Annotated in this window: 22 protein-coding genes; 11 read left to right on the top strand and 11 right to left on the bottom strand. The window is 59.4% G+C overall.

Annotated features, from left to right (window positions below; all coding sequences use genetic code 11):
• Positions 1-10: 10 nt before the first annotated feature.
• Complete coding sequence (locus JIO00_RS19735) at positions 11-577, bottom strand: CsiV family protein (protein ID WP_200666689.1); 567 nt, start codon at positions 575-577, stop codon at positions 11-13.
• Between the two features lie 10 nt (positions 578-587).
• On the bottom strand, positions 588-4,037 hold the full coding sequence (mfd, locus tag JIO00_RS19730) for a transcription-repair coupling factor (RefSeq protein WP_154912812.1): 3,450 nt from the start codon (positions 4,035-4,037) through the stop codon (positions 588-590).
• Positions 4,038-4,400: 363 nt separating this feature from the next.
• On the opposite strand from mfd, the gene JIO00_RS19725 reads away from it, so the two are divergent.
• Complete coding sequence (locus JIO00_RS19725; protein WP_042932690.1) at positions 4,401-5,864, top strand: glyceraldehyde-3-phosphate dehydrogenase; 1,464 nt, start codon at positions 4,401-4,403, stop codon at positions 5,862-5,864.
• A 165-nt stretch (positions 5,865-6,029) separates the two neighbouring features.
• Here the strand turns inward: JIO00_RS19725 and JIO00_RS19720 are convergent, their stop codons facing one another.
• Positions 6,030-7,328: an MFS transporter gene (locus JIO00_RS19720; RefSeq protein ID WP_010456327.1), complete on the bottom strand. Its 1,299-nt coding sequence runs from the start codon at positions 7,326-7,328 to the stop codon at positions 6,030-6,032.
• Positions 7,329-7,531: 203 nt separating this feature from the next.
• Between JIO00_RS19720 and JIO00_RS19715 the strand changes: the two genes are divergently transcribed.
• Positions 7,532-8,518, top strand: coding sequence for an FAD:protein FMN transferase (locus JIO00_RS19715; protein WP_010456325.1), 987 nt, complete (start codon positions 7,532-7,534; stop codon positions 8,516-8,518).
• A 207-nt stretch (positions 8,519-8,725) separates the two neighbouring features.
• Positions 8,726-10,120 (top strand): Si-specific NAD(P)(+) transhydrogenase, encoded by a 1,395-nt coding sequence (sthA, locus tag JIO00_RS19710; protein ID WP_010456323.1) that lies wholly within the window; start codon positions 8,726-8,728, stop codon positions 10,118-10,120.
• A gap of 42 nt (positions 10,121-10,162) precedes the next feature.
• Here the strand turns inward: sthA and JIO00_RS19705 are convergent, their stop codons facing one another.
• Positions 10,163-10,885, bottom strand: a complete 723-nt coding sequence (locus JIO00_RS19705; RefSeq protein ID WP_010456321.1) for a glycerophosphodiester phosphodiesterase — start codon at positions 10,883-10,885, stop codon at positions 10,163-10,165.
• A 14-nt stretch (positions 10,886-10,899) separates the two neighbouring features.
• Positions 10,900-11,478, bottom strand: a complete 579-nt coding sequence (locus JIO00_RS19700) for a PilZ domain-containing protein (protein WP_010456319.1) — start codon at positions 11,476-11,478, stop codon at positions 10,900-10,902.
• A 94-nt stretch (positions 11,479-11,572) separates the two neighbouring features.
• Between JIO00_RS19700 and JIO00_RS19695 the strand changes: the two genes are divergently transcribed.
• The 3 genes from JIO00_RS19695 to JIO00_RS19685 all read left to right on the top strand — a co-directional run bounded on the left by JIO00_RS19695 (position 11,573) and on the right by JIO00_RS19685 (position 14,824).
• On the top strand, positions 11,573-12,823 hold the full coding sequence (locus JIO00_RS19695) for a lipoprotein-releasing ABC transporter permease subunit (RefSeq protein ID WP_200666687.1): 1,251 nt from the start codon (positions 11,573-11,575) through the stop codon (positions 12,821-12,823).
• Between the two features lie 7 nt (positions 12,824-12,830).
• The gene (gene lolD / locus JIO00_RS19690) at positions 12,831-13,514 is read left to right on the top strand and encodes a lipoprotein-releasing ABC transporter ATP-binding protein LolD (RefSeq protein ID WP_167360488.1); all 684 of its coding nucleotides are present in this window, start codon (positions 12,831-12,833) and stop codon (positions 13,512-13,514) included.
• Positions 13,515-13,579: 65 nt separating this feature from the next.
• The gene (locus JIO00_RS19685) at positions 13,580-14,824 is read left to right on the top strand and encodes a lipoprotein-releasing ABC transporter permease subunit (RefSeq protein ID WP_010456313.1); all 1,245 of its coding nucleotides are present in this window, start codon (positions 13,580-13,582) and stop codon (positions 14,822-14,824) included.
• A 103-nt stretch (positions 14,825-14,927) separates the two neighbouring features.
• Here the strand turns inward: JIO00_RS19685 and JIO00_RS19680 are convergent, their stop codons facing one another.
• Positions 14,928-16,277 (bottom strand): heavy metal sensor histidine kinase, encoded by a 1,350-nt coding sequence (locus JIO00_RS19680; protein ID WP_083376194.1) that lies wholly within the window; start codon positions 16,275-16,277, stop codon positions 14,928-14,930.
• On the bottom strand, positions 16,277-16,957 hold the full coding sequence (locus tag JIO00_RS19675) for a heavy metal response regulator transcription factor (RefSeq protein ID WP_010456310.1): 681 nt from the start codon (positions 16,955-16,957) through the stop codon (positions 16,277-16,279). The genes JIO00_RS19680 and JIO00_RS19675 overlap by 1 nt, the downstream gene beginning before the upstream one ends.
• 155 nt (positions 16,958-17,112) lie before the next feature.
• On the opposite strand from JIO00_RS19675, the gene copI reads away from it, so the two are divergent.
• Positions 17,113-17,637 (top strand): copper-resistant cuproprotein CopI, encoded by a 525-nt coding sequence (copI, locus tag JIO00_RS19670; protein ID WP_010456308.1) that lies wholly within the window; start codon positions 17,113-17,115, stop codon positions 17,635-17,637.
• Between the two features lie 61 nt (positions 17,638-17,698).
• Complete coding sequence (gene queF, locus JIO00_RS19665) at positions 17,699-18,529, top strand: NADPH-dependent 7-cyano-7-deazaguanine reductase QueF (protein WP_200666685.1); 831 nt, start codon at positions 17,699-17,701, stop codon at positions 18,527-18,529.
• A 172-nt stretch (positions 18,530-18,701) separates the two neighbouring features.
• Here the strand turns inward: queF and JIO00_RS19660 are convergent, their stop codons facing one another.
• Together JIO00_RS19660 and JIO00_RS19655 are read right to left on the bottom strand one after the other, a co-directional pair.
• Positions 18,702-18,965: a DUF4404 family protein gene (locus tag JIO00_RS19660; RefSeq protein WP_145305969.1), complete on the bottom strand. Its 264-nt coding sequence runs from the start codon at positions 18,963-18,965 to the stop codon at positions 18,702-18,704.
• 109 nt (positions 18,966-19,074) lie between these two features.
• Complete coding sequence (locus JIO00_RS19655; RefSeq protein ID WP_077748234.1) at positions 19,075-19,695, bottom strand: phosphatase; 621 nt, start codon at positions 19,693-19,695, stop codon at positions 19,075-19,077.
• A 200-nt stretch (positions 19,696-19,895) separates the two neighbouring features.
• Here JIO00_RS19655 and JIO00_RS19650 point away from each other — a divergent pair, with 200 nt between their 5' ends.
• Positions 19,896-20,585, top strand: coding sequence for an MlaA family lipoprotein (locus tag JIO00_RS19650; protein ID WP_010456300.1), 690 nt, complete (start codon positions 19,896-19,898; stop codon positions 20,583-20,585).
• Positions 20,586-20,646: 61 nt separating this feature from the next.
• On the opposite strand, the gene JIO00_RS19645 is transcribed toward JIO00_RS19650, so the two are convergent.
• On the bottom strand, positions 20,647-20,946 hold the full coding sequence (locus JIO00_RS19645) for a PilZ domain-containing protein (protein ID WP_010456298.1): 300 nt from the start codon (positions 20,944-20,946) through the stop codon (positions 20,647-20,649).
• Positions 20,947-21,222: 276 nt separating this feature from the next.
• Here JIO00_RS19645 and rssB point away from each other — a divergent pair, with 276 nt between their 5' ends.
• Positions 21,223-22,404 (top strand): two-component system response regulator RssB, encoded by a 1,182-nt coding sequence (gene rssB, locus JIO00_RS19640; protein WP_010456296.1) that lies wholly within the window; start codon positions 21,223-21,225, stop codon positions 22,402-22,404.
• Positions 22,404-22,886, top strand: a complete 483-nt coding sequence (gene rssC, locus JIO00_RS19635) for an anti-sigma factor antagonist RssC (protein ID WP_007935262.1) — start codon at positions 22,404-22,406, stop codon at positions 22,884-22,886. The genes rssB and rssC overlap by 1 nt, the downstream gene beginning before the upstream one ends.
• Before the next feature lie 112 nt (positions 22,887-22,998).
• Here the strand turns inward: rssC and tal are convergent, their stop codons facing one another.
• The gene (gene tal, locus JIO00_RS19630; RefSeq protein WP_010456288.1) at positions 22,999-23,925 is read right to left on the bottom strand and encodes a transaldolase; all 927 of its coding nucleotides are present in this window, start codon (positions 23,923-23,925) and stop codon (positions 22,999-23,001) included.
• Between the last annotated feature and the right edge of the window lie 49 nt (positions 23,926-23,974).

Raw genomic sequence — 23,974 nt, 5'->3', positions numbered from 1 at the left:
AGGGACTCAATCAGTCCGGAATTTCATCGGGGACTGGCCGAGGCGCAGGGGCGGTGAGCGAGGTGATCTTGATCAGCAGGCCGAGGTGGCCGTTGTCGAGGAAGTTCAGCTGGCCGTTCTTGGTGTGGCTTTCCTGCTTCAGGCGTTCGCTGGCGGTGACCAAACCATTGGCGTCGATCTGGTTGACCCAGAAATCCGCGTCGACGTCGGTAAAACGTCCCAGTTTCAAGCTCAACGTGCCCTCGATCGGGAACTGGCCGAACTGTTCCTTGCCCTCACTGATGGCGATCTTGCGGGCATCTTCGCCCAGGTTCTGTTGCCAGGCCTTGTGCATTAACACCGTGTAATCGCTGCTGGCGCTGAGTTTTTGCACTTCATTATTCAGGCTTGGCGTGCGCAGGTTGTCCTTGCTGATACTTTTTGCACCGGCAGCCCAGTCTTCCGGTGCGGCTTTGCTGACAATGGCTGGCACGGCGTTTTGCCGCACCAGGATCATTTCAACCTGGTACAGGTCATCGGCAAACGCCGTAGGAGCGACCAGGGTGGTCAGCAAAGTCAGTAAACAAAACAGGCGCATGCGGCGTCCTTCAAGCAGTTTTCGGAATGAGGCACTCAAGCAGCGCCTCTACAGTATTAAAGCGCTCTTCCGGGCGCTCCATCGGGACCATGAATTTAAACATCGTGGCACCTTCGAATTTGTAGCGTTTGGGCTGGCCCTGGATCAGTTTGATCAGGGTCAGCGGGTCGACCGGCGTCTGCGCGGCGAACTCGATCCGGCCGCCTTGCGGGCCACCGTCGACTTTCTTGATGCCCAGCAGTTCGGCTTGCAGCTTCAATGCCGTGATGCGCATCAGGTTCTTCGTCGGTTCCGGCAGCAGGCCGAAACGGTCGATCATCTCCACTTGCAGGTCTTTGAGGCCTTCCTCATCGGTGGCCGAGGCAATGCGTTTGTAGAGAATCAGTCGGGCATGCACGTCCGGCAAGTAGGCTTCGGGAATCAACGCCGGGACGCGCAGATTGACTTCCGGACCACCGCCCAGCGGTTGATCAAGGTTCGGTTGTTCGCCCTTGCGGATCGACTTCACCGCGCGTTCGAGCATTTCCATGTACAGGGTGAAACCGACCGCCTGGATCTGACCGCTCTGACCGTCGCCCAGCAGTTCGCCGGCGCCACGGATCTCCAGGTCGTTGGTGGCGAGCACGAAGCCTGCGCCGAGGTCCTGGGTGTTGGCGATCGCTTCCAGACGTTTTTCGGCGTCGGGAGTGATCTGCTGGCGTGGCGGGGTCAGCAAATAAGCGTAAGCCTGGTGGTGACTGCGACCGACGCGGCCGCGCAATTGGTGCAGCTGCGCCAGGCCAAATTTGTCGGCACGCTCGATGATGATGGTGTTGGCGCTCGGCACGTCGATGCCGGTCTCGATGATGGTCGAGGCAATCAGCACGTTGAAGCGCTTGTGATAAAAGTCGCTCATCACCTGTTCGAGATCGCGTTCGCGCATCTGCCCGTGGCCGATGCCGATCCGCGCTTCCGGCACCAGTTCGGCGAGGTCGGCGGCACACTTCTCGATGGTCTTGACGTCGTTGTGCAGGTAATAGACCTGACCGCCGCGCAGCAACTCACGTAGCAGGGCCTCTTTGACCGTGCTCTTGTTCTGCTCCATGACGAAAGTCCGCACCGACAGGCGACGGGCTGGCGGCGTGGCAATGATCGACAGGTCGCGCATGCCCGACACCGCCATGTTCAGCGTGCGCGGAATCGGCGTGGCGGTCAGGGTAAGAATGTCGACCTCACTGCGCAGGGCCTTGAGCTGTTCTTTTTGACGGACACCAAAACGATGCTCTTCGTCGATGATGACCAACCCGAGGTTTTTGATTTTCACGTCGTCCTGCAGCAACTTGTGCGTGCCGATGACGATGTCGATCTTGCCTTCGGCGAGGTCCGCCACTGCGGCGTTGACTTCCTTGGTCGACTTGAAGCGGCTCATCACTTCCACGCTCACCGGCCAGTCGGCGAAGCGGTCGCGGAAGCTGTTGTAATGCTGCTGGGCGAGCAGGGTCGTCGGCACCAGGATCGCCACCTGGCGACCGCCATGCACCGCAATGAACGCCGCGCGCATCGCCACTTCAGTCTTGCCGAAGCCCACGTCGCCGCAGACCAGGCGGTCCATCGGCTTCGGTGCCAGCATGTCGGCGCGGACGGCGTCGATGGTGGTTTGCTGATCCGGGGTTTCTTCGAACGGGAAACCGGCACTGAAGGTTGCGTAGTCGGCTTTCGGGTCTTCGAAGGCATAACCTTCGCGAGCGGCGCGACGGGCATAGATGTCGAGCAGCTCGGCCGCGACGTCGCGCACTTGCTCGGCGGCTTTGCGTTTGGCTTTCTGCCAGGTTTCCGAGCCGAGGCGGTGCAGCGGGGCCAGGGCATCGTCGCTACCGGTGTAGCGAGCAATCAGGTGCAGGTTGGCCACTGGCACATAGAGCTTGGCGCCCTCTGCGTATTGCAGGGTCAAGAACTCGGCAGCCTGATCGTCGATTTCCAGGGTCGCCAGACCCAGGTAGCGACCGACGCCGTGATCGATATGCACCACCGGCGCGCCTTCGCGCAGCTCGGTAAGGTTCTTGATGACTGCATCGTTGTTGGCATCGGCGCGTTTTTCGCGGCGACGACGTTGCATCACCCGCTGACCGAACAACGGGCTTTCGGCCACCAGCGCCAGGGCCGGGTCGTCGAGTACCAGGCCTTCGTCGAGCGGCGCGATGGTGATCGCCAATCGCTCCTTGCTTGCGACAAAGTCCGGCCAGCTGTCGACGGTTTTCGGTCGCAGCTTCAGGCGTTCGAGCAATTCCAGCAGCACTTCACGACGACCCGCGGACTCAGCGGTAAACAGCACGCGCCCGGGAAACTCGTCGAGGAAGCCGGCCAGCGCCGCCAACGGCTGGGTGGCCTTGGCTTCGATGGCCAGGTTCGGCAGTTCGCGCGCAGGGAAGCGCTCGCGACCGACGCCGGTTTCCACGTCCTGTTGACTGGCCACTACCCGCGGCCAGCTCTTCAGGCGCGCAAAGCAGTCTTCCACCGGCAGGAACAGTTCGGCCGGAGGTAATAAAGGACGGGACGGATCGACGCGGCGTTCTTCGTAGCGATTGCGCACGTCGTTCCAGAAGTTTTCCGCTGCCTGCTCGATGCCCGGCAGAGAAAACACTTGTGTGTCCTGGGGCAGGTAATCGAACAGCGTCGAGGTTTCGTCGAAGAACAGCGGCAGGTAGTACTCGATACCGGCCGGTGTAATCCCGCTGCTCAGGTCTTGAAAGATCGGGCAGCGACGGAAGTCGACATCGAAACGCTCGCGAAAGCGTGCCTTGAAGCGGGTGACCGCATCTTTCTGCAGCGGGAATTCCCGCGCGGGCAGCAGGCGAACGGTGTCGACTTTATCGATGGAGCGCTGGTTTTCCGGGTCGAAGGTACGCAGCGTTTCGATTTCGTCGTCGAACAAGTCGATACGGAAGGGCAGTTTGCTGCCCATCGGGAACAGGTCGATCAGCGAGCCGCGCACCGTGAACTCGCCGTGCTCGTACACTGTGTCGACGTAGCGATAGCCACTGGCTTCAAGTCGGGTGCGCATTTGCTCGACGTCGAGCTTCTGGCCAACGTCCAGCACCAGGCTGCTGCCGAGCAGGAATTTGGTCGGCGCGAGGCGGTGCAGCGCGGTGGTGATCGGTACGACCAATACGCCATGGCTCAGCTCCGGCAACCTATATAAGGCCGCGATGCGCTGGGAAATGATGTCCTGGTGGGGGGAAAACAGATCGTAAGGCAGGGTTTCCCAGTCCGGGAAATGCAGCACAGGCAAATCCGGGGCGAAGAAACTCAGCTCCTGTTCCAGCCGTTCGGCACTTTGGCTGTCGGCGGTCAGCAGCAGGGTAAAGCGCTTGGCAGCGCTGGCAGCCTCGGCGATGGCCAGGCTAAGGGCGGCACCGGGCAGGTTGCCCCAGTGCTGTTTACCTGCCGCGGCAGGGAGAAGCGGTAGACGCAGAACGGGCACGGAAGGTTGAGCTCCAAGCGTTGCGACAAAGTCGGTAATTGTAGCGGCCCCGGGTGCCGCCTGTCAGTTGCAGACTGTGTCTATTACGCAGGTTTGGCGAAATGTAGTGGTAAAGACAAAATTCGCCGGTTTTTTACCGGAAATTGATGATTATGTAGTGGCAAAACGACCGAGTGTTACGGAGGGTTACGGATAAGACAGCGGTATCTCCAAAAAATTGACTGCGCTGAAAGCCCCGGTTTTACTGGGCTGCGTCGCTGCGTGATTTTTTTGAACCCGATTTTGTTACGGATCGCACGACAGGCGCGCATTGCTACGGGAGGCACTCGGCGGCATAATGTAGCCCCTTTTTTCTGCCCCTACATGTGGAAGGTTCCCGTGACTCAGAAGCCCGACCAGTGTCTTGGTGAATGGATCGACCGTGAAGCACTCGCAGAAGCGATGATTCCGCTTATCGGTCAGCTCTACCGCAATAACAACGTGGTGAGCTCGATCTATGGCCGCAGCCTGATCAATCGTTCAGTCATTGCGATTCTCAAAGCTCACCGCTTTGCTCGTCATCGTCAGTCCGATGACAGCGAATTGTCCGTCCACGAAACATTCCCGCTGCTCAAGGCGATGAGCGAGCTCAAGCTCGGCGCCGCTTCGGTTGACCTGGGCAAGCTTGCGGTCAAGTTCAAAGCCGAAGGCAATGGCCGCACTGCCGAGCAGTTCGTCCGCGAAGAACTGGCTGACGTCGTTGGTCAGCAGAACGTTTCCGCTCGCAAAGGCACCGACGTTGTCCTGTACGGCTTCGGTCGTATCGGTCGTCTGCTGGCGCGCATCCTGATCGAGAAAACCGGTGGTGGCGACGGCCTGCGTCTGCGCGCCATCGTTGTCCGCAAGGGCGCCGAGAACGATCTGGTCAAGCGTGCAAGCCTGCTGCGTCGTGACTCGGTTCATGGTCCGTTCGACGGCACCATCACTATTGATGAAGCCAACAACACCATCACCGCCAACGGCAACCTGATCCAGGTGATCTACGCGAAAAACCCGACTGAAGTGGATTACACCCAGTACGGCATCAAAGACGCCCTGCTGGTGGACAACACCGGTGTTTGGCGTGACGCCGAGGGCCTGGGTCAACACCTGGCTTGCCCAGGTATCGACCGCGTTGTTCTGACCGCGCCGGGTAAAGGCAAGCTGAAGAACATCGTTCACGGCATCAACCACGGTGATATCACTGCTGACGACAAGATCGTTTCCGCCGCTTCCTGCACCACCAACGCCATCGTGCCGGTGCTCAAAGCTGTGAACGACAAGTTCGGCATCGTAAATGGTCACGTTGAAACCGTTCACTCGTACACCAACGACCAGAACCTGATCGACAACTTCCACAAAGGCGATCGCCGTGGCCGTAGTGCCGCGCTGAACATGGTGATCACCGAGACCGGTGCTGCCACTGCTGCTGCCAAGGCACTGCCTGAGCTGGCCGGCAAGCTGACCGGTAACGCGATCCGCGTTCCGACGCCAAACGTGTCGATGGCCATTCTCAACCTGAACCTTGAGAAAGCCACCACTCGTGAAGAGATCAACGAGTACCTGCGCCAGATGGCCATGCACTCCGATCTGCATAAGCAAATCGACTACGTCAATTCGCAGGAAGTGGTTTCCACCGACTTCGTTGGCTCGCGCCACGCAGGCGTTGTGGATGCTGAAGCAACCATCACCCAAGACAACCGCGTTGTTCTGTACGTCTGGTACGACAACGAGTTCGGTTACAGCTGCCAGGTGGTTCGCGTGATGGAAGACATGGCCGGTGTAAACCCGCCAGCATTCCCGCGCTAAGCCTTAGCTGCACATGAAACGCCCCGACTTTGGTCGGGGCGTTTTTGTTTGTGCAATTTGTCAGTTTCCAGAGGTGTGGTTTGTGCCGGCCTTTACGCGGGCATGCGCCCGCTCAAAACTGGCAAATGACCTGAAGGAGCGAGGCTTGCCCGCGAAAGCGATTTGTCAGGCGCCGCCGACCACCGCGGCTTGCGCAGTCCGCAGTTCATGCCGATTGCCTTTGAACAACACCAGCGTCGCAATCAACCCCAGCACCGCCGCGCCAGTGAGCCAGATCCCCGGCGCTGCCTTGTTATCCAGCACATGGATCAAGTACGTACACGCCGCAGGTGTAAACCCGCCGAACGTTGCAGTCGCCAGGCTGTAGGCCAGGGAGAAGCCGGTGGTACGAACTTCCACCGGCATGATCTCGGTCAGCGCCACCACCATGGCGCCGTTGTACGAGCCGTACAGGAACGACAGCCACAACTCGACGATCAGCAAATGGCTGAAGCTCGGGTTCGCCACCAGCCATGACAAGGCAGGGTAGGCCGTAAGGATCGCCAGAATGGTCGCCGCCAGGAGTAGGGGTTTGCGCCCGATCTTGTCGGACACGGCACCCATGACAGGCAGCCAGAAAAAATTCGACAGACCGATACAGACCGTCACCAGCAACGCATCCAGATCCGACAGATGCAATTCGGCTTTGCCGAAGGTCGGGGTGTAGGCGGTGATCAGGTAGAACGACACGGTGGTCATCACCACCAATGCCATGCCGGCGATGACGATGCCAAAGTTCTGACTGATCGAGCGGACGACGTCCCGCAGGGTAGGGCGGTGTTTGCGCGCCTGGAATTCCGGGGTTTCTTCAAGCGAACGACGAATCACGAAAATCACCGGCACAATCATGCAGCCGATCAGGAATGGAACACGCCAGCCCCAGTCACCCATTTCTTCGGGGCTGAGCCAATGGTTCAAACCGACTCCCAGCAGACCGGCGAACACCACCGCGGCTTGCTGACTGGCGGATTGCCAACTGACAAAGAAGCCCTTGCGACCCGGCGTGGAAATCTCTGCCAGGTACACCGACACGCCGCCCAGTTCCACGCCGGCCGAGAAGCCTTGCAGCAGGCGGCCGAACAGCACGAGCAGCGGCGCGGCCACGCCGAGGGTGGCGTAACCCGGCACGCAGGCAATCAGCACCGTGCCGGCAGCCATCATCGCCAGGGTGATGATCAAGCCTTTGCGGCGGCCATGACGGTCGATGTAGGCGCCGAGGAAAATCGCGCCCAGCGGGCGCATCAGGAAACCAGCACCGAAAGTGGCCAGCGACAACATCAGGGAGGCGAAAGCGCTGTCGGCAGGAAAGAACGTTTTCGCGATGGCCGTGGCGTAAAAGCCGTAGACCATAAAGTCGAACATTTCGAGAAAGTTACCGCTGACAACGCGAAAAATCGCCTTGCCTTTGCTCGTGTTGGAGGACATTTGTAGATACTCACTCTGGTAAGTCTTGTTTGAACGCACTGCACCTGCACGAGCCTGTGTGGCGAAGTGAGGCTCCCACAGGTTTTGCGTCTGACAGGCAGATGAGGCAGGTCTGGCTCCCATGCGCTCTGAAGCCCATAATGGCGGCCGCGGTTTTGGGGGGAGATGAAGATTTGTTAACTGGACGGTGGACTGGGATTGTGATGCTGGTCGGTGTTTTGTCCGGTTGTGGCAACGGCGACAGTCTGGAACGCTTCGACGGCCCAGCCATGGGCAGTCGTTATTCCATTCAATACGTGAGGCACTCCTACACGCTCGGGCCGAAAGCGGTGCAGGCTGAAGTAGAAAATATCCTCGCTGAAGTGGATCGACAATTCTCGACCTACCGCAGCGATTCGGACATCGAGCGCTTCAACGATCTCCCCGCCAATCGCTGTCAGAAAATGCCCACGCCGATCCTCAAACTGATCCGCGTTGCTCAGCTGCTGTCGGAACAAAGCGAAGGTTCCTACGACCTGACTGTGGAACCGCTGCTCAATCTCTGGGGGTTCGGCCCGCAAGCCCGTGAGGAAAAAGTCCCCACCGCCCAGTCGCTCGCCGAAGTAAGGCAGAGGGTTGGCTACCAACACCTGCGCATCGATCGCGATCAGCTGTGCAAGGACGCCGCCGTCGAAGTCGACTTCAACAGCATCGCCGCCGGTTACGCCGTCGATACCATTGCCGAAAAACTCGAAGCGATGGGCATCCGCAGCTACCTGGTCGAGGTCACCGGCGAACTCAAGGCGGCCGGCAAGAAACACGACGGCTCGCCATGGCGCATCGCTCTGGAAGAGCCTCGGGATGATCGGCAAGTGGCCGAACGTGTGATTGTTGTCGACGGCTACGGAGTGTCCACTTCCGGCGACTACCGTAACTATTTCGAGCAGGACGGTCGGCGCTATTCCCACACCTTCGATGCCCGCACCGGTGCGCCGGTCTCACACACCCTGGCGTCGGTCACAGTGATTAATCCTTCAGCGTTAATGGCCGATGGCTTATCGACGCTGTTGCTGATTCTCGGACCGGAGCGCGGTTGGGACTACGCAGAAAAACACGATATCGGCGCATTTTTTGTGATCCGTGCCGATACAGGTTTCGTCACACGAACCAATCAGGCTTTTGAGCGCCTCAGTGGCGGCAAAACTGAATGATTGCGGCGGTTCGCGCATCGAAGACTGGCGTTGTAGTGCAGGCAAAACTAGCCTACGACGCGACCAAGGGTTAATGTGCCCGGCGTTGACGCTTCTATAGACTGTGTCCGGGTTCTGCATTGGCCCCAAATTGTTCCTTCACGCCACAGATCGGCGTGATTTAGCCGCAGGTGCCGAGGGCACTGCGGCCTGTTCTGAGGAGTACGCATGGCTGTCTACAACTACGACGTGGTGGTACTGGGTTCCGGCCCGGCGGGAGAAGGCGCGGCAATGAACGCCGCCAAAGCAGGGCGCAAGGTGGCGATGGTCGATAGCCGTCGCCAGGTCGGCGGCAACTGCACCCACCTGGGTACCATCCCGTCCAAGGCACTGCGTCACTCGGTCCGGCAGATCATGCAGTTCAACACCAACCCGATGTTCCGGGCCATTGGTGAGCCGCGCTGGTTCTCGTTTCCGGACGTGCTGAAAAGCGCCGAAAAAGTCATTTCCAAACAAGTCGCCTCGCGCACCGGCTACTACGCCCGTAATCGCGTCGACGTGTTCTTCGGCACCGGCAGCTTCGCCGACGAGCAAACCATCGAAGTGGTCTGCGCCAACGGTGTGGTCGAAAAACTGGTGGCCAAGCACATCATCATCGCCACCGGCTCGCGTCCTTATCGCCCAGCGGACATCGATTTCCATCACCCGCGCATCTACGATAGCGACACCATCCTCAGCCTCGGCCACACCCCGCGCAAACTCATCGTTTACGGCGCTGGCGTGATCGGTTGCGAATACGCGTCGATCTTCAGTGGCCTGGGTGTGCTGGTTGAACTGGTGGACAACCGCGGTCAGTTGCTGAGTTTCCTGGACTCGGAAATTTCCCAGGCCCTGAGCTACCACTTCAGCAACAACAACATCACGGTTCGCCACAACGAAGACTACGACCGCGTCGAAGGCGTGGACAGCGGCGTGATCCTGCACCTCAAGTCCGGCAAGAAGATCAAGGCCGATGCCTTGCTCTGGTGCAACGGTCGTACCGGTAACACCGACCAGCTGGGTCTGGAAAACATCGGCGTGAAGGTCAACAGCCGTGGCCAGATCGAAGTCGACGAAGCCTATCGCACCTGCGTACCGAACATTTACGGTGCCGGTGACGTGATCGGCTGGCCGAGCCTGGCCAGTGCCGCCCACGACCAGGGTCGTTCGGCCGCTGGCAGCATCGTCGATAACAACAGCTGGCGCTTCGTTAACGACGTGCCGACCGGTATCTACACCATTCCGGAGATCAGCTCGATCGGCAAGAACGAGCAGGAGCTGACTCAGGCCAAGGTGCCCTACGAAGTGGGCAAGGCGTTCTTCAAGGGCATGGCGCGTGCACAGATTGCCGGCGAGCCCCAGGGCATGCTGAAAATCCTGTTCCACCGCGAGACCCTGGAAGTGCTGGGCGTTCACTGCTTCGGTTATCAGGCCTCGGAGATCGTTCACATCGGTCAGGCGATCATGAGTCAGCCGGGCGAACTGAACACCCTGAAGTACTTCGTCAACACGACGTTCAACTACCCGACCATGGCCGAAGCCTATCGGGTAGCGGCTTACGATGGCCTCAACCGGCTTTTTTGAGTGGCTCCGGCCGGTGGCCTGAGCCGGCCGGGGAGACCGATTTCAGCAATTCTCGAGGGTGGCGCTGGCCAAACCGGGAAAGTCTGTAATCAGGCTGTCAACGCCGAAGTCGGCGAGTCTGCGCATTAGCGCGGGCTCGTTGACTGTCCATACCGACACATGCAGCCCCTGACGCTGCGCCTTCTGCAGGCGTTCCGGCGTACACAGGGTCCAGTTCAGCGCCAGAATCTCACAGCCGTAACTCTGGGCGACTTTCAACGGGTCGAGCCATGCATATTCAGCCACCAATCCACGAGACACGTCCGGCACCAGGTCCAGCGCGGCTTTCAGCACTTCGCGTGAACTCGACGTGATCGTGACCTTGTCGAGCAGGCCGAAACGCTGAGCCATTTCGCGTATCGCCAGCACGGTCGTTGCGGCACGGGTGCGAGATGCGCTTTTGACTTCCAGCTGCCAATGCTCGAAATCGCATTTCTCGAACAACTCTTCCAGCGTGGGGATCGGGCAAGGCTTGATCCAGCCCGGCCCGCCCTTGCGTGCGTCGTAGGTCACCAGCTCGGCCGCCGTGTGCTCGACGACCTTGCCGCGTCGGTCGGTGGTGCGCTTGAGTGTCGGGTCGTGGATGACCATCAACTCGTTGTCCATGGACAGGTGCAGGTCCAGTTCACAGCGGCGCACGCCATGCTTGAGGCATTGCTGGAAACTGGTGAGCGTGTTTTCCGGTGCTTCGCCCTTGGCGCCGCGATGGCCGTAGATGAGGGTCACGGTTCTTCCTTAAATTAAATGCCTGATTCGTTTTCGCGGGCCAGACGTCGTTCCTGGGCCTGCTTCTGCAAAATGTAGCGGGCCAGCAATTGGCGCTGGGCGTCGGTCGGGTATTCGAACTCGGTGCCAACGTCGTAGGCGCCAGCCTTGCGATCGCAATGCGTGACCTTGGCCCGCAGCAACAGGCCGAGGGCTTGCGGCATCAGCACCAGTTTGACCGACAGGTGCGCGCCCACGGCGATGGGCGTCGGGTGCTGGAAGTCGATACCGCCTTCGGAAATGATCACCGGCTGCGGCTCGCCGATCTGCCCGAGTACGGTGATGGCGATCACCTGGCTCAGCAGATCGATGCGTTTGTTCTGGGATTTCAGGAACGCAGCGAGGTTGCGGTCGCGCTCACTGATCTGGCGCAGCAGGTGTTGCGACTCGAATTCGCTCAGGTGCAGTTCGCTGAGCAAGTTGAACAGTGGGGAAGCATCCTGCAACACTTCCTGGCCTGCGGCTTCGGGAGCGGACAGGGGCCGAATTTCCAGTGCGATCGTGTCCTCGATACGGTAGTATTCGCGGCGATCTTCTTCATCTAATGTCGACATGGCGAACCCATGGTAGCGGCGGTGGTCTGAGTGTAAAGCTGGTTATCGACCCCCGCCACAAGGACGTTCCTTTTCCCTCCGAACAAGCCCCGACATGTTCAGACCTCTCTTCGTATTTATTGGCACGCGTTATACCCGTGCAAAGCGCCGCAATCATTTTGTGTCATTCATTTCCCTGACCTCGATGATCGGACTCGCCCTCGGCGTGGTCGTGATGATCGTCGTGCTTTCGGTCATGAACGGCTTCGATCATGAGATGCGCACCCGCGTGCTGGGCATGGTGCCCCACGCGACCATCGAGTCCGGTGAACCGATCAGCGACTGGCAAAGCCTGGCCGCCAAGGTCAAGCAGAACCCGCAGGTGACGGCCGTTGCGCCGTTCACCCAGATGCAGGGTTTGCTGACCAACAACGGCAAGGTCTCCAAAGTCCTGCTCAATGCCATCGACCCTGCGCTGGAACGCCAGGTCTCGATCATTGATAACTTCATGCAGCAGGGCAAACTCGACGACCTCACGCCGGGCAGCTTCGGCATTGTCATCGGTGACAAGGCGGCCGCCAAGCTTGGCGCCGCGGTTGGCGACAAGCTGACATTCGTGGCACCGGAAGTCACGGTGACCCCGGCCGGGATGTTCCCGCGCATGAAACGCTTTACCGTGGTCGGTATTTTCCATGTCGGCGCCGGTGAGATCGACGGGTACCTGGGTGTCACCAACCTGCAGGATCTGGCGAAAATGCATCGCTGGAAGCCGGATCAGGTCCAGGGCATCCGCCTGAAGTTCGATGACCTGTTCCAGGCCCCGCGCACGGCGTGGAATATCGCCCAGCAACTCGGTGAGGACCATTTCTACGCCCGCGACTGGACCCGTACCCACGGCAATCTGTATCAGGCGATCCGCATGGAAAAAGCCATGATCGGCCTGCTGTTGCTGCTGATCGTCGCCGTTGCGGCCTTCAACATCATTTCCACGCTGGTGATGGTGGTGAACGACAAGAAGAGTGACATCGCGATTCTGCGAACCCTGGGCTCCACCCCGGGGCAGATCATGGCGATCTTCATGGTCCAGGGCACGGTCATTGGCGTGATCGGCACGCTGATCGGCGCCGTGGTCGGGATCTTCGCCGCGTTGAACGTCAGCGCTGCGATCTCGGCCCTCGAAGGGTTGATCGGCCACAAATTCCTGAACGCCGACGTGTATTTCATCGATTACCTGCCGTCGCAAGTGCAGAGCCAGGACGTGTTGATGGTCTGCGCCGCCGCGTTGGTCCTGAGTTTCCTCGCCACCCTGTATCCAGCCTGGCGTGCCGCGCGCACCCAGCCTGCGGAGGCGCTACGTTATGAGTGAGTTGGGTATGAGTGATAAAGCAATCTTGAGCTGCCGCAACCTGGGCAAGTCCTACGAGGAAGGCCCGGAGTCGGTAGAAGTGCTGGCCGGTCTGCAACTGGAGTTGCATCCGGGTGAGCGCGTGGCGATTGTCGGCACCTCGGGTTCGGGCAAAAGTACCTTGCTCAACCTGTTGGGCGGTCTCGACACGCCGACCAAGGGCAGCGTCTGGCTCGATGGCGAAGAGCTGTCGGCCCTGAGCGAGAAGAATCGCGGCCTGCTGCGCAACCGGTCGCTGGGTTTCGTCTACCAGTTCCACCATTTGCTGCCTGAGTTCACCGCGCTGGAAAACGTCTGCATGCCGCTGCTGATCGGCAAGACTGCGATTCCGGAAGCGCGCCAGCGTGCGACTGCGTTGCTGGAGCGGGTAGGGCTTGGCCATCGCCTGGAGCACAAACCGTCTGAACTGTCCGGCGGCGAACGTCAGCGCGTTGCCATCGCCCGCGCCTTGGTGAACAAGCCAGGCCTGGTGATGCTCGACGAGCCGACCGGCAACCTCGACTCCCACACCGCCCAGGGCATTCAGGATTTGATGCTGGAACTCAGCACCTCGATGCGCACGGCGTTCCTGGTGGTGACTCACGACATGAACCTGGCTCGCCAGATGGATCGCGTCCTGCATTTGCAGGAAGGTTGCCTGACGCCCATCTGATTGGCCGAAACCCGGCGTGCTGAACAGTACGTCGGGTCTTTTATTTTTATACGGTGCCCCAGCGAATGTTCAGACCGTTATCGATCTTTATCGGCACGCGCTATACCCGCGCCAAGCGCCGCAATCGCTTTGTTTCCTTCATCTCGATGACCTCGATGATCGGTCTCGCCCTCGGCGTGCTGGCGATGATCGTGGTGCTGTCGGTGATGAACGGCTTCCAGCGCGAAATGAGCTCGCGCATCCTCGGTATGGTGCCGCACGCGACCATCGTCGGCGTGAAGCCGATCGACGATTGGCAGCCCGTGGCCGCCGCCGCGATGAAAAACCCGGAAGTCACTGCCGCCGTGCCGTTCACCGAGATGGAAGGCATGCTCTCCTATAAAGGCACGATGCAGCCAATTCAGGTCAGCGGTGTAGATCCCGCGCTGGAAGGCAAGGTGTCGATCGTTGCCCAGCACATCGTTCAGGGCCGTCTCGATGCGTTGAAACCGGGCGAGTTCGGCGTGGTGATCGGCGAAATCACCGCGCGGCGTTTCCGCTTGAATGTCGGCGACAAGATCACCCTGATCGTGCCGGAAGTCAGCAACGCACCGGGCGGTATTACCCCGCGCATGCAGCGGCTGAACGTAGTGGGCGTGTTCAAGGTCGGTGCCGAGCTGGATGGCTCGATGGCGCTGATCCACGTCGCCGATGCCGCGCAGATGCAGCACTGGGAACCGAACCAGGTGCAGAGCGTGCGTTTGGCGGTGAAGGATTTGTACGCGGCGCCGAAGGTCTCCAGCGATATCGCGGGCGGGCTGGGCACCGCTTACAAGGCTGATGACTGGACCCACACCCAGGGCAGTCTGTTCAGTGCGATGAAGATGGAAAAAACCATGATCGGCCTGCTGTTGCTGATGATCGTCGCCGTGGCGGCGTTCAACATCATCGCTACGTTGATCATGGTGGTGAACGACAAGGGCGCGGACATCGCGATCCTGCGCACCATTGGCGCCACACCGCGGCAGATCATGGCGATCTTCATGGTGCAGGGCACGGTGATCGGGGTTGTCGGCACCTTGATCGGTGGCGTTCTGGGCGTGATAGCTGCGCTGAACGTCAGCGAACTGGTGGGGTGGATGGAGCGGGTCAGTGGCCAGCACATCTTCAGTTCTGACGTGTATTTCGTCAGTAACTTGCCCTCGGAATTGCAGGGTGGGGATGTGTTGTTGATCTGCTCGGCGGGGTTCGTCCTGAGCTTCCTGGCGACGGTCTACCCGGCCTGGCGTGCGGCGAAGATCGAGCCAGCACACGCGTTGCGGTATTCGTAAGTCGTTACACCGCTGTCACGAGCAGGCTCGCTCCCATTGGATCTGATTCAACTCGGTCACGGTGGGAGCGAGCCTGCTCGCGATGGGGCCGGCTCTGCTGGCCTTAATCTCCCTTTGGCAACTCAATCACAAACCGCGTCCACCCATCATTCGATTCGCAATGAATCTGTCCGCCATGGGCGCGGATGATTGACTGAGTGATCGCTAATCCCAATCCCGCATGTTCACTACTGCCTTCCTGGCGCGCCGGATCGGTCCGATAAAACCGGTCAAACAATCGCGGCAGCAACGCCCCGTCAATCCCGTCCCCACTGTTCTCGACCGTCAAACTCAAGGCTTTGACCTGATCGACAATCCGCACCCGAACCTCGCCTTCGGCTGGTGTAAACCGCAACGCGTTGTCCAGCAGATTGGAAAGTGCCCGACGCAACATGCTGCGATCTCCCTCCATGCGCGCACTGCCTTCACGACTCAACCTGACCTGCGCGTCCTCCGCCAACGGCGCAAAAAACTCCAGCAACAGATCCACTTCTCCCGCCAGCTCCAGCGGTTCGCGCTTGGGCATCAACAACCCATGGTCAGCCTTGGCCAGATACAACATGTCGTTGACCAGTTGCGCCATCCATTGCAGTTCTTCGAGGTTGCTGTGCAGCGCTTCGCGGTAGTCCTCGATAGGCCGAGGGCGGGTGAGGGTGACTTGGGTGTGGGTCAGCAGGTTCGACAACGGCGTGCGCAGCTCATGGGCGATGTCAGCGGAAAACGCCGAGAGCCGTTGAAAAGAGTCGTCCAGGCGTCCGAGCATGGCGTTGAAGCTGTGGGCCAATTCCTCGAGCTCCGACGGCATATTCTCGTCGGGTAGCCGGGCATTGAGCGATTGCGCTGAAACGCCGCTGGCGATCGCGCTCATGCGTCGCAACGGGCGCAAACCACTGCGTGCCGCCCACGCACCGAGCAACGCGGTGGCCAGTGCCGACAAGCCGACGGTCATCCAGATCAGGCGCTGCATGCGTTGCAGAAAGTGCTGGTGATGGGTGATGTCCAGCAGCAAGGTCAGTTGCGGTGAGTCAGGTTTGTCGAGATACAACGGAGCATTGAGGACGCGGTAGTCGGTACCTTCGCTACTCACCGTGGACAAACCCGCCTGGGTAGGTAATTCCCGGGGCAGGTGCGCCGAACTGTCATACCAGCGCTGGCCATCGCTGCCAGTGATTCGCAGCGACAGGTCGGCCTGCCGACTCAGTTCATCCGTCAGTCTGACTTCGCTTTCACTCGGCTGAACGTCATGCAGCGCGCGGCGTAAACCCATCAGTTTGCCGTCCAGCAACTGCTGATCGAGTTCGACGAAGTGCGCCTCGCTGGCGCGACTGAACAACACTCCGGCAAACAATGAAACCACGGCGGTACAGGCCGCAAACAGCAACGCCAGGCGACTGCTCAGCGAGAGTCGACGCATCAGGCAGGTCGCTCTTCAAGGACATAACCCATGCCGCGCACGGTATGAATCAGCTTGTTGGGGAATTCATCGTCGATCTTCAGGCGCAAACGGCGGATCGCGACCTCGATGACATTGGTGTCGCTGTCGAAATTCATGTCCCAGACCTGGGAGGCAATCAGTGATTTGGGCAGCACCTCACCCTGGCGCCGCAGGAGCATTTCCAGCAGGGCGAACTCCTTGGCGGTCAGGTCGATGCGTTGACCGCCGCGCTCCACCCGGCGGCGGATCAAATCCAGCCGCAAGTCCGCCAGTTGCAGGCTGGTTTCCTGAGGCGAAGCGCTGCCGCGTCGCAACAGGCTGCGGACCCGAGCCAGCAATTCGGAAAAGGCGAACGGCTTGACCAGGTAATCGTCTGCGCCGAGTTCGAGGCCGTGGACCCTGTCCTCAACCGCATCTCGCGCCGTCAGAAAAAGGACTGGTGTATCGAGACCGGCGCCACGCACCGCCTGCAGGATTTGCCAGCCATCGCGACCGGGTAGCATCACATCAAGGATCAACAACGCGTAATCACCACTCAAGGCCAGTTGTTGGCCGGTGATGCCGTCGGCCGCCAGTTCGGTGTTGAAACCGGCCTCAGTCAGGCCCTGGCGCAGGTAGTGGCCGGTTTTCGGTTGGTCTTCGACGATCAGCAGCTTCATGGGCAACTCGAGGCAAGTGGAACGAAGGCTTTATACCGTGGGCAGCGTTGATACAGACCAACCTGACAAAGTTGTAATTTGGCTGTCAGGTCGCGGGCAGTGGCGACAGTTTAGAGTTTTCCACAGGCTGAACCTTATCTTGTTGGAGTACGACTATGTTTTTGCGTAAATATCAGGGGCTGGCCGCGTGTTTGTTGGCGTTAAGCTCGCCAGTGTGGGCCTCGTCGGCGCAGCCCCGGGATTTCGGTCAGCCGGCCCCGGCAACCAAGGCTACCCGAAGTGTCGAGGTGGTGATGGATGACATGTCATTCACGGCCAAGGCGATCGATATCAAAACGGGTGAGACGATTCGTTTTGTGCTGGTGAATAAAGGCCAGTTGTTGCACGAATTCAACCTCGGCGATGCGGCGATGCATGCCCGTCATCAGCAGGAAATGATGAAGATGCAGCAGAGCGGCATGCTCACGCCTACAGGCATGAAGGAAATGGACCACGGTTCGATGGCAGGCATGGATCACGGGATGATGAAGCACGATGACCCGAACAGTGTCCTCGTCGAGCCGGGAAAAACGGCCGAGCTGACCTGGACCTTCACGAAGGCCACCAACCTGGAATTTGCCTGCAACATTCCAGGCCATTACCAGGCGGGCATGGTCGGCAAACTGACTGTCAGTCAGTAAGCACTCAAAGGCCGGCGCAAAGGCTGGTAGAATCCGCTGATTCTTCAGTCAGGTTTCCGCCATGCATCCCGCAGCCGAACACTCGCCGCTGGGCAAATCCAGCGAATACATCGCCACTTATACGCCGTCCTTGCTGTTCCCGATCCCGCGCACCGCGAAATGGGCCGAGTTGGGTCTGACGGCGCAAACCCTGCCTTACAAGGGTGTGGACTTCTGGAACTGCTTCGAGCTGTCGTGGCTGTTGCCGTCCGGTAAGCCGGTGGTGGCGATTGGCGAATTCAGCATCCCGGCGGATTCGCCGAACATCATCGAGTCGAAGTCGTTCAAGCTGTACCTGAACTCGTTGAACCAGACACCGTTTGCCGATAGCGCGACCCTTGAAGCGACGCTGGTCAAAGACCTGTCGGCCGCTGCCGGCAAGCCGGTTGGCGTGCGGATTCGCAGCCTCAAGGATGTCGAAGCCGAAGGCGTCGTGGCGTTGCCGGGTGTGTGTATCGATGATCTGGAGATCAGCGTCAGCAACTACGAACATCCGCGCCCGGAGCTGCTGCGTTGCGATGATTCGCGCATTGTCGAAGAGAGCGTGCACAGTCATCTGCTCAAATCCAACTGCCCGGTCACCAGCCAGCCGGACTGGGGCAGCGTGGCGGTGGAATACCGTGGCGCGGCCCTGGATCACGCGAGTTTGCTGGAGTACATCGTGAGCTTCCGTCAGCACTCGGACTTTCATGAGCAGTGCGTGGAGCGGATTTTTCTCGACTTGCAGCGGTTGTTGAAACCGGAGAGGTTGACGGTGTATGCGCGGTATGTGCGGCGTGGTGGGCTGGACATCAACCCGTATCGCAGCACTGAAGAAGTGCAGCTGCCGAACCATCGTCTGGTCCGTCAGTAAAATACTCCTGTAGGAGCGAGCCTGCTCGCGATGGCGGAGTGTCTGGCACCATCGATGTTGAATGTGCTGCCGTCATCGCGAGCAGGCTCGCTCCTACAAGGGATTGCAGTGCACTTCCCGGGTATGAAAAAGCCCCGCCATCACTGGCGGGGCTTTTTTGCATCTGGCGTATTCAGATCCCCATGTTGGCCAAGGCTTGCACAATGTTGCGCAAGGTGCCGGCAAGGGTAGGATGTTCCATTTCGAAGCGCTCGACGGCAAGGTTTACGTTGTCGGCGAGGCTGGAGTCCTGGGTTTTGGTTTCGAGCTCAAGCTCCAGTTCGATCTGTTGCATCAGCGCGTGCAGGTCTTCGCGCTCGGCTTCCGTCAGCGGCGGATTCTGTTCCAATTGCTCGCGCAGAGTATTGAGCTGTTGTTGCAGTTCGCGGGCAGGCATGGCGTTCTTCCTTTTATCGATAGGCACTGGCATAGACCGCAGCAGCGTGCCAAAGGTCTATGGCTTGCCTTTAGATTAATCCACTCCCGCGCAACCTGCATGATCTCGATCAGGGCTTTTCGCCCTTGAGCCGACGCAGGCTGATGTCCGCCAGGCAGGTGTCGAGCTCGCCGAGGTGATCGATCACCGAATGCACACCCAGGCTGAACAACTGCACGGTCGCTTTACCACGCAGGTGTTCGCGCTCCTTTTGGCTCAAGGCCTGCCATTCGTTGGGCGCCAACCCGCAGAGCGAACCGCAGGACGCCAGGCCGATCGTCCATAACCCGGCATTCAGTCCCGATTGAAGCAGTCGCGGTTCACCACTGACCAGCACGCAACCATCGAGTCGTTCGACATTCAATGCCATCAAGGCTTGCCAGCAAGCGTTCGGCGCCGGCCATGGATTGAGTGTTGCGGGGTGTTGCGATGGTTTGATCCACGCAGGCAGGGCGCCGGCAAGCGAATGGGTGAGGGCGGGGGGCAACTCGTCGAGCCAGGCGCAAGGAATCTGCTGGCGCTGCAAGCTGTTCAGACTGTCCAGCGCGCCGGGGGTGACCTCGGCATGCGCTGGTGTGTGAGTATCGTGCTGGCGCATCCGGGCGCCGAAATCCACCAGGCAACCGCTGAGCCCGAACAGTACGGCGGTCAGGCTGGGTGCGGCAACGGGCAAGGCTTCGGCGTGCGGCATATCAACGTCCCTGAAATAGCGACAAGGCTATGTGTTGCCGGTGACAGTTGCATGACACTGATGTGAAGCGCGCTCAGTCAGGACGAATCATCTGTAAGTCCTCACGCGCGAGGCTGCCCTAAACCGGCTTTTCCGTCTTATACTAGCCAGCTTATCGCCTGGGCCAAGTGCCCATGCCAGTACAATCCAAGGAGTTTTCTATGCGCTGGAGCAATCGTCTAGCTCAGCTTTGTGTGTGTGCCAGCGTGTTGCTGGTTCCGTTCGCAGCCCAGGCTGCCACGGAAGAAGACCCTTGGGAAAGCGTCAACCGTCCAATCTTCCAGTTCAACGACTTCGTCGACACCTATGCACTCAAGCCAATCGCTCAAGGCTACCAGTTCGTGACGCCGCAGTTTCTGGAAGACGGCATTCACAACATGTTCCGCAACGTCGGTGATGTCACCAACCTTGCCAACAACGTCTTGCAGGCTAAACCGGCCGCGGCTGGCGTCGATACTGCGCGTCTGATCTTCAACACTACCTTCGGCCTGCTGGGCTTCTTCGACGTCGGCACCAAAATGGGCCTGAATCGTAGCGACGAAGACTTCGGCCAGACGCTCGGTTACTGGGGCTTGGGCAGCGGCCCGTATGTGATGTTGCCGCTGTTGGGCCCAAGCACGTTGCGTGATGCGCCATCCAAGTACGTCGACGGCTACACCGGCCCGTATCGCTATATCAACGACGTGCCCGTGCGTAACTCGATCTTCGGCCTGAACATCGTCGACACCCGCGCCAGCTTGCTGTCGAGCGAGAAGTTGATCACTGGCGACAAATACACGTTCATTCGCAATGCGTATTTGCAGAACCGCGAGTTCAAGGTCAAAGACGGCCAGGTCGAAGACGATTTTTGATCTCTACCCGTGAAATGAAGAAGGCGGCCGATTGGCCGCCTTCTTTCGTTTGGATCAGGGCTTATTTCATCTTCAAGATTGTAAGCCCGAGTTTCTGACTGCCACCGTCCTGTTCCTTCACCCAGACCACTTCGGTGTCGGCTTCAAGGCCTTTGAGCGCTGCGTGATCGGAATCGATGCGCACGCTGAGCCGGTCTCCGACCTTGAACAGGCGGGGTGCCTCGACCTGCATGCCACTGCTGGAAAGGTCGATGCAGACGGCTGGCACCTCATCGCCTTCGTGAATCAGCGACACATCGGCATCGACCCGCATGCGGATGAAATCGCGCTTTTCGCTGTAGTCCCGATCGGTTTGACTCATGGGCTTCATCCTTCCATTGGGTTACGGTTTTGCCTGTTCTTATAACTCCCGGTGATTTGACAAGTAAAGACGTCAAGCGACCATCGGCGTGAGCTTGAAACGCCCCGCGGATGGGAGTACCGTCTGCGCCTTAGAAGGGCACCTCTGGTGTACCTGTGTGTAGGGCAAATGCCCGATAACGGTGCGACAGAGAGGCTAGAAAGCGAATCCAGTAGTGTGAGCCGGGCTAAACCCCGTGCCTGCTACGCCAACCTAATTCTGGCGCCGTTTGCCCACATGCCAAAAACCAGTGCCACGCTGCTGATAATCGATGATGACGAAGTAGTGCGCGCGAGCCTCGCGGCCTACTTGGAAGACAGTGGTTTCAGTGTCCTGCAAGCCAGCAATGGCCAGCAGGGTCTTCAGGTATTCGAGCAAGACAAGCCTGACTTGGTCATCTGCGATCTGCGCATGCCGCAGATGGGCGGACTCGAACTCATTCGCCAGGTCACCGAGCTGTCGCCGCAAACCCCGGTGATCGTGGTTTCGGGTGCCGGCGTGATGAACGACGCGGTCGAGGCCTTGCGCCTGGGTGCGGCGGATTACCTGATCAAGCCTCTCGAAGATCTGGCTGTGCTCGAGCATTCTGTGCGCCGTGCCCTGGATCGTGCGCGCCTGCTGCTGGAGAACCAGCGCTACCGCGAGAAGCTGGAAAAGGCCAACCGCGAACTCGCCGCCAGCTTGAACCTGCTCCAGGAAGACCAGAACGCCGGTCGCCAGGTGCAGATGAACATGCTGCCGGTCAGCCCCTGGACCATCGACGAGTTCCAGTTCGCCCACCAGATCATCCCGTCGCTGTACCTGTCGGGTGATTTCGTTGACTACTTTCGGGTCGACGAGCGTCGCGTAGCCTTCTACCTGGCCGACGTTTCCGGCCATGGCGCCTCTTCAGCCTTCGTCACCGTGCTGCTGAAGTTCATGACCACGCGCTTGCTGTTCGAATCCAAGCGCAGCGGCACATTGCCAGAATTCAAGCCTTCAGAGGTCCTTGGTCATATCAACCGAGGCCTGATCAGTTGTAAGCTGGGTAAACACGTCACAATGGTCGGTGGTGTCATCGACGAGGAGACAGGTTTGTTGACCTATAGCATCGGTGGTCATTTGCCGTTGCCTGTGTTGTACACGCCAGACAGTGTTCGTTATCTGGAAGGTCGTGGTCTGCCGGTGGGCCTCTTCAATGAAGCCACCTATGAAGACCACGTGTTGGAACTGCCGCCGACGTTCAGCCTGACGCTGATGTCCGATGGCATTCTGGACCTTTTGCCAGAACCTACACTCAAAGAAAAAGAAGCGGCTTTGCCCCAACGGGTCAAGGCAGCGGGCGGCAGCCTGGATGGTCTGCGGCAGGTTTTTGGATTGGCCACGCTAGGGGAGATGCCGGATGATATCGCCCTGTTGGTGTTGAGCAGGAATCTTTAATGAGTACCGGTAGAATCCAGTTCGCCGAGCAGGATGGCACCTTCGTCCTGAAGTTCGTCGGTGAAGTTCGCCTGACCCTGTGTTCGGCGTTGGATGCGACTATTGAGCGGATCTTCACCGCGTTGAACTTCAACGCGATCGTGATCGACCTGACCGAAACCCGCAGCATCGACAGTACCACCCTGGGCCTGCTGGCCAAACTGTCGATCCTGTCGCGGCAAAAGGTCGGCCTGCTGCCGACCGTCGTCACCACCCACGAAGACATCACCCGTCTGCTGCAGTCCATGGGCTTCGAGCAAGTGTTCAACATCGTTGACCGCCCGATCCCGTGCCCTGAATGCCTGACCGACCTGCCAGACCAGGATCAGTCCGAGGAAGTCGTGCGGATCAAAGTGCTCGAGGCACACAAAATCCTCATGGGCCTGAACGACTCCAATCGTGAAGCCTTCCATGACCTGGTGAATGCTTTAGAGCGCCATTGATCCCCTGAGAGGGATGTAGGGAAGGCGGGCTCCATCGCGAATCCCCGAATCCAAAGCATGAAAAAGGGCGACCCTGTAAGGGGTCGCCCTTTTTGCATTGCGCTGGACTAGATCACAGCTTGGCTTGCAGCAGTGCTTCGAGTTTTTCCTGGTCGCGAGCGAACTGACGAATCCCCTCCGCCAGTTTCTCGGTCGCCATCGCGTCCTCGTTGGACAACCAGCGGAACTGCGCTTCATTCAGGCTCAAGCGCCCTTCACCCGCATGCCCCGGGGCCAACTTGCGCTCCAGCTTGCCAGTGTCTGCCGCCAGCTTTTCCAACAGGTCCGGGCTGATGGTCAGGCGATCACACCCGGCCAACTGCTCAATCTGATTCAGATTGCGGAAGCTCGCACCCATGACCACGGTCTTGTAGTCATTGGCCTTGTAGTAGTTGTAGATACGCGTCACCGACTGCACACCCGGATCATCCGCGCCGGTGTAGTCGTTGCCGTTGGCTTTCTTGTACCAGTCGTAGATGCGGCCTACGAACGGCGAAATCAGGAACACCCCGGCGTCAGCACATGCCGCCGCCTGAGCAAACGAGAACAGCAGCGTCAGGTTGGTCTGAATGCCTTCCTTTTCAAGCTTCTCGGCGGCGCGAATGCCTTCCCAGGTGGAGGCGATTTTGATCAGCACGCGGTCACGGCCGATGCCGGCCTTGTCGTACAGCTCGATCAGACGGTGCGCACGCTTCAATACTGCGTCAGTGTCGAACGAAAGGCGTGCATCCACTTCAGTGGAAATGCGGCCCGGTACAACCTTCAGGATTTCCTGGCCTACCGCCACGCCGAAGCGGTCGCTGGCCAGGCCCACATCGCCCTTGCAGTCGTGGACGCAGGCGTTCAGCAACTCGGCATAACCGGGAATGGCCGCCGCTTTCAGCAGCAGGGAAGGGTTGGTGGTAGCGTCGACGGGTTTTACGCGAGCGATAGCTTCGAAGTCGCCGGTGTCGGCAACTACGGTGGTCATTTGTTTGAGTTGTTCCAGCTTGGAAGTCATGGGCGTGCTCTGTCCTATGGGTCTAATGACATTACCCGAGCGCTGACAG

Source organism: Pseudomonas sp. SW-3 (genome assembly GCF_016615645.1).
GTDB classification, from domain to species: domain Bacteria; phylum Pseudomonadota; class Gammaproteobacteria; order Pseudomonadales; family Pseudomonadaceae; genus Aquipseudomonas; species Aquipseudomonas mandelii.
Note: the sequence above shows the minus strand (reverse complement) of the source record. Positions and strands in the feature narration are given on the sequence as shown.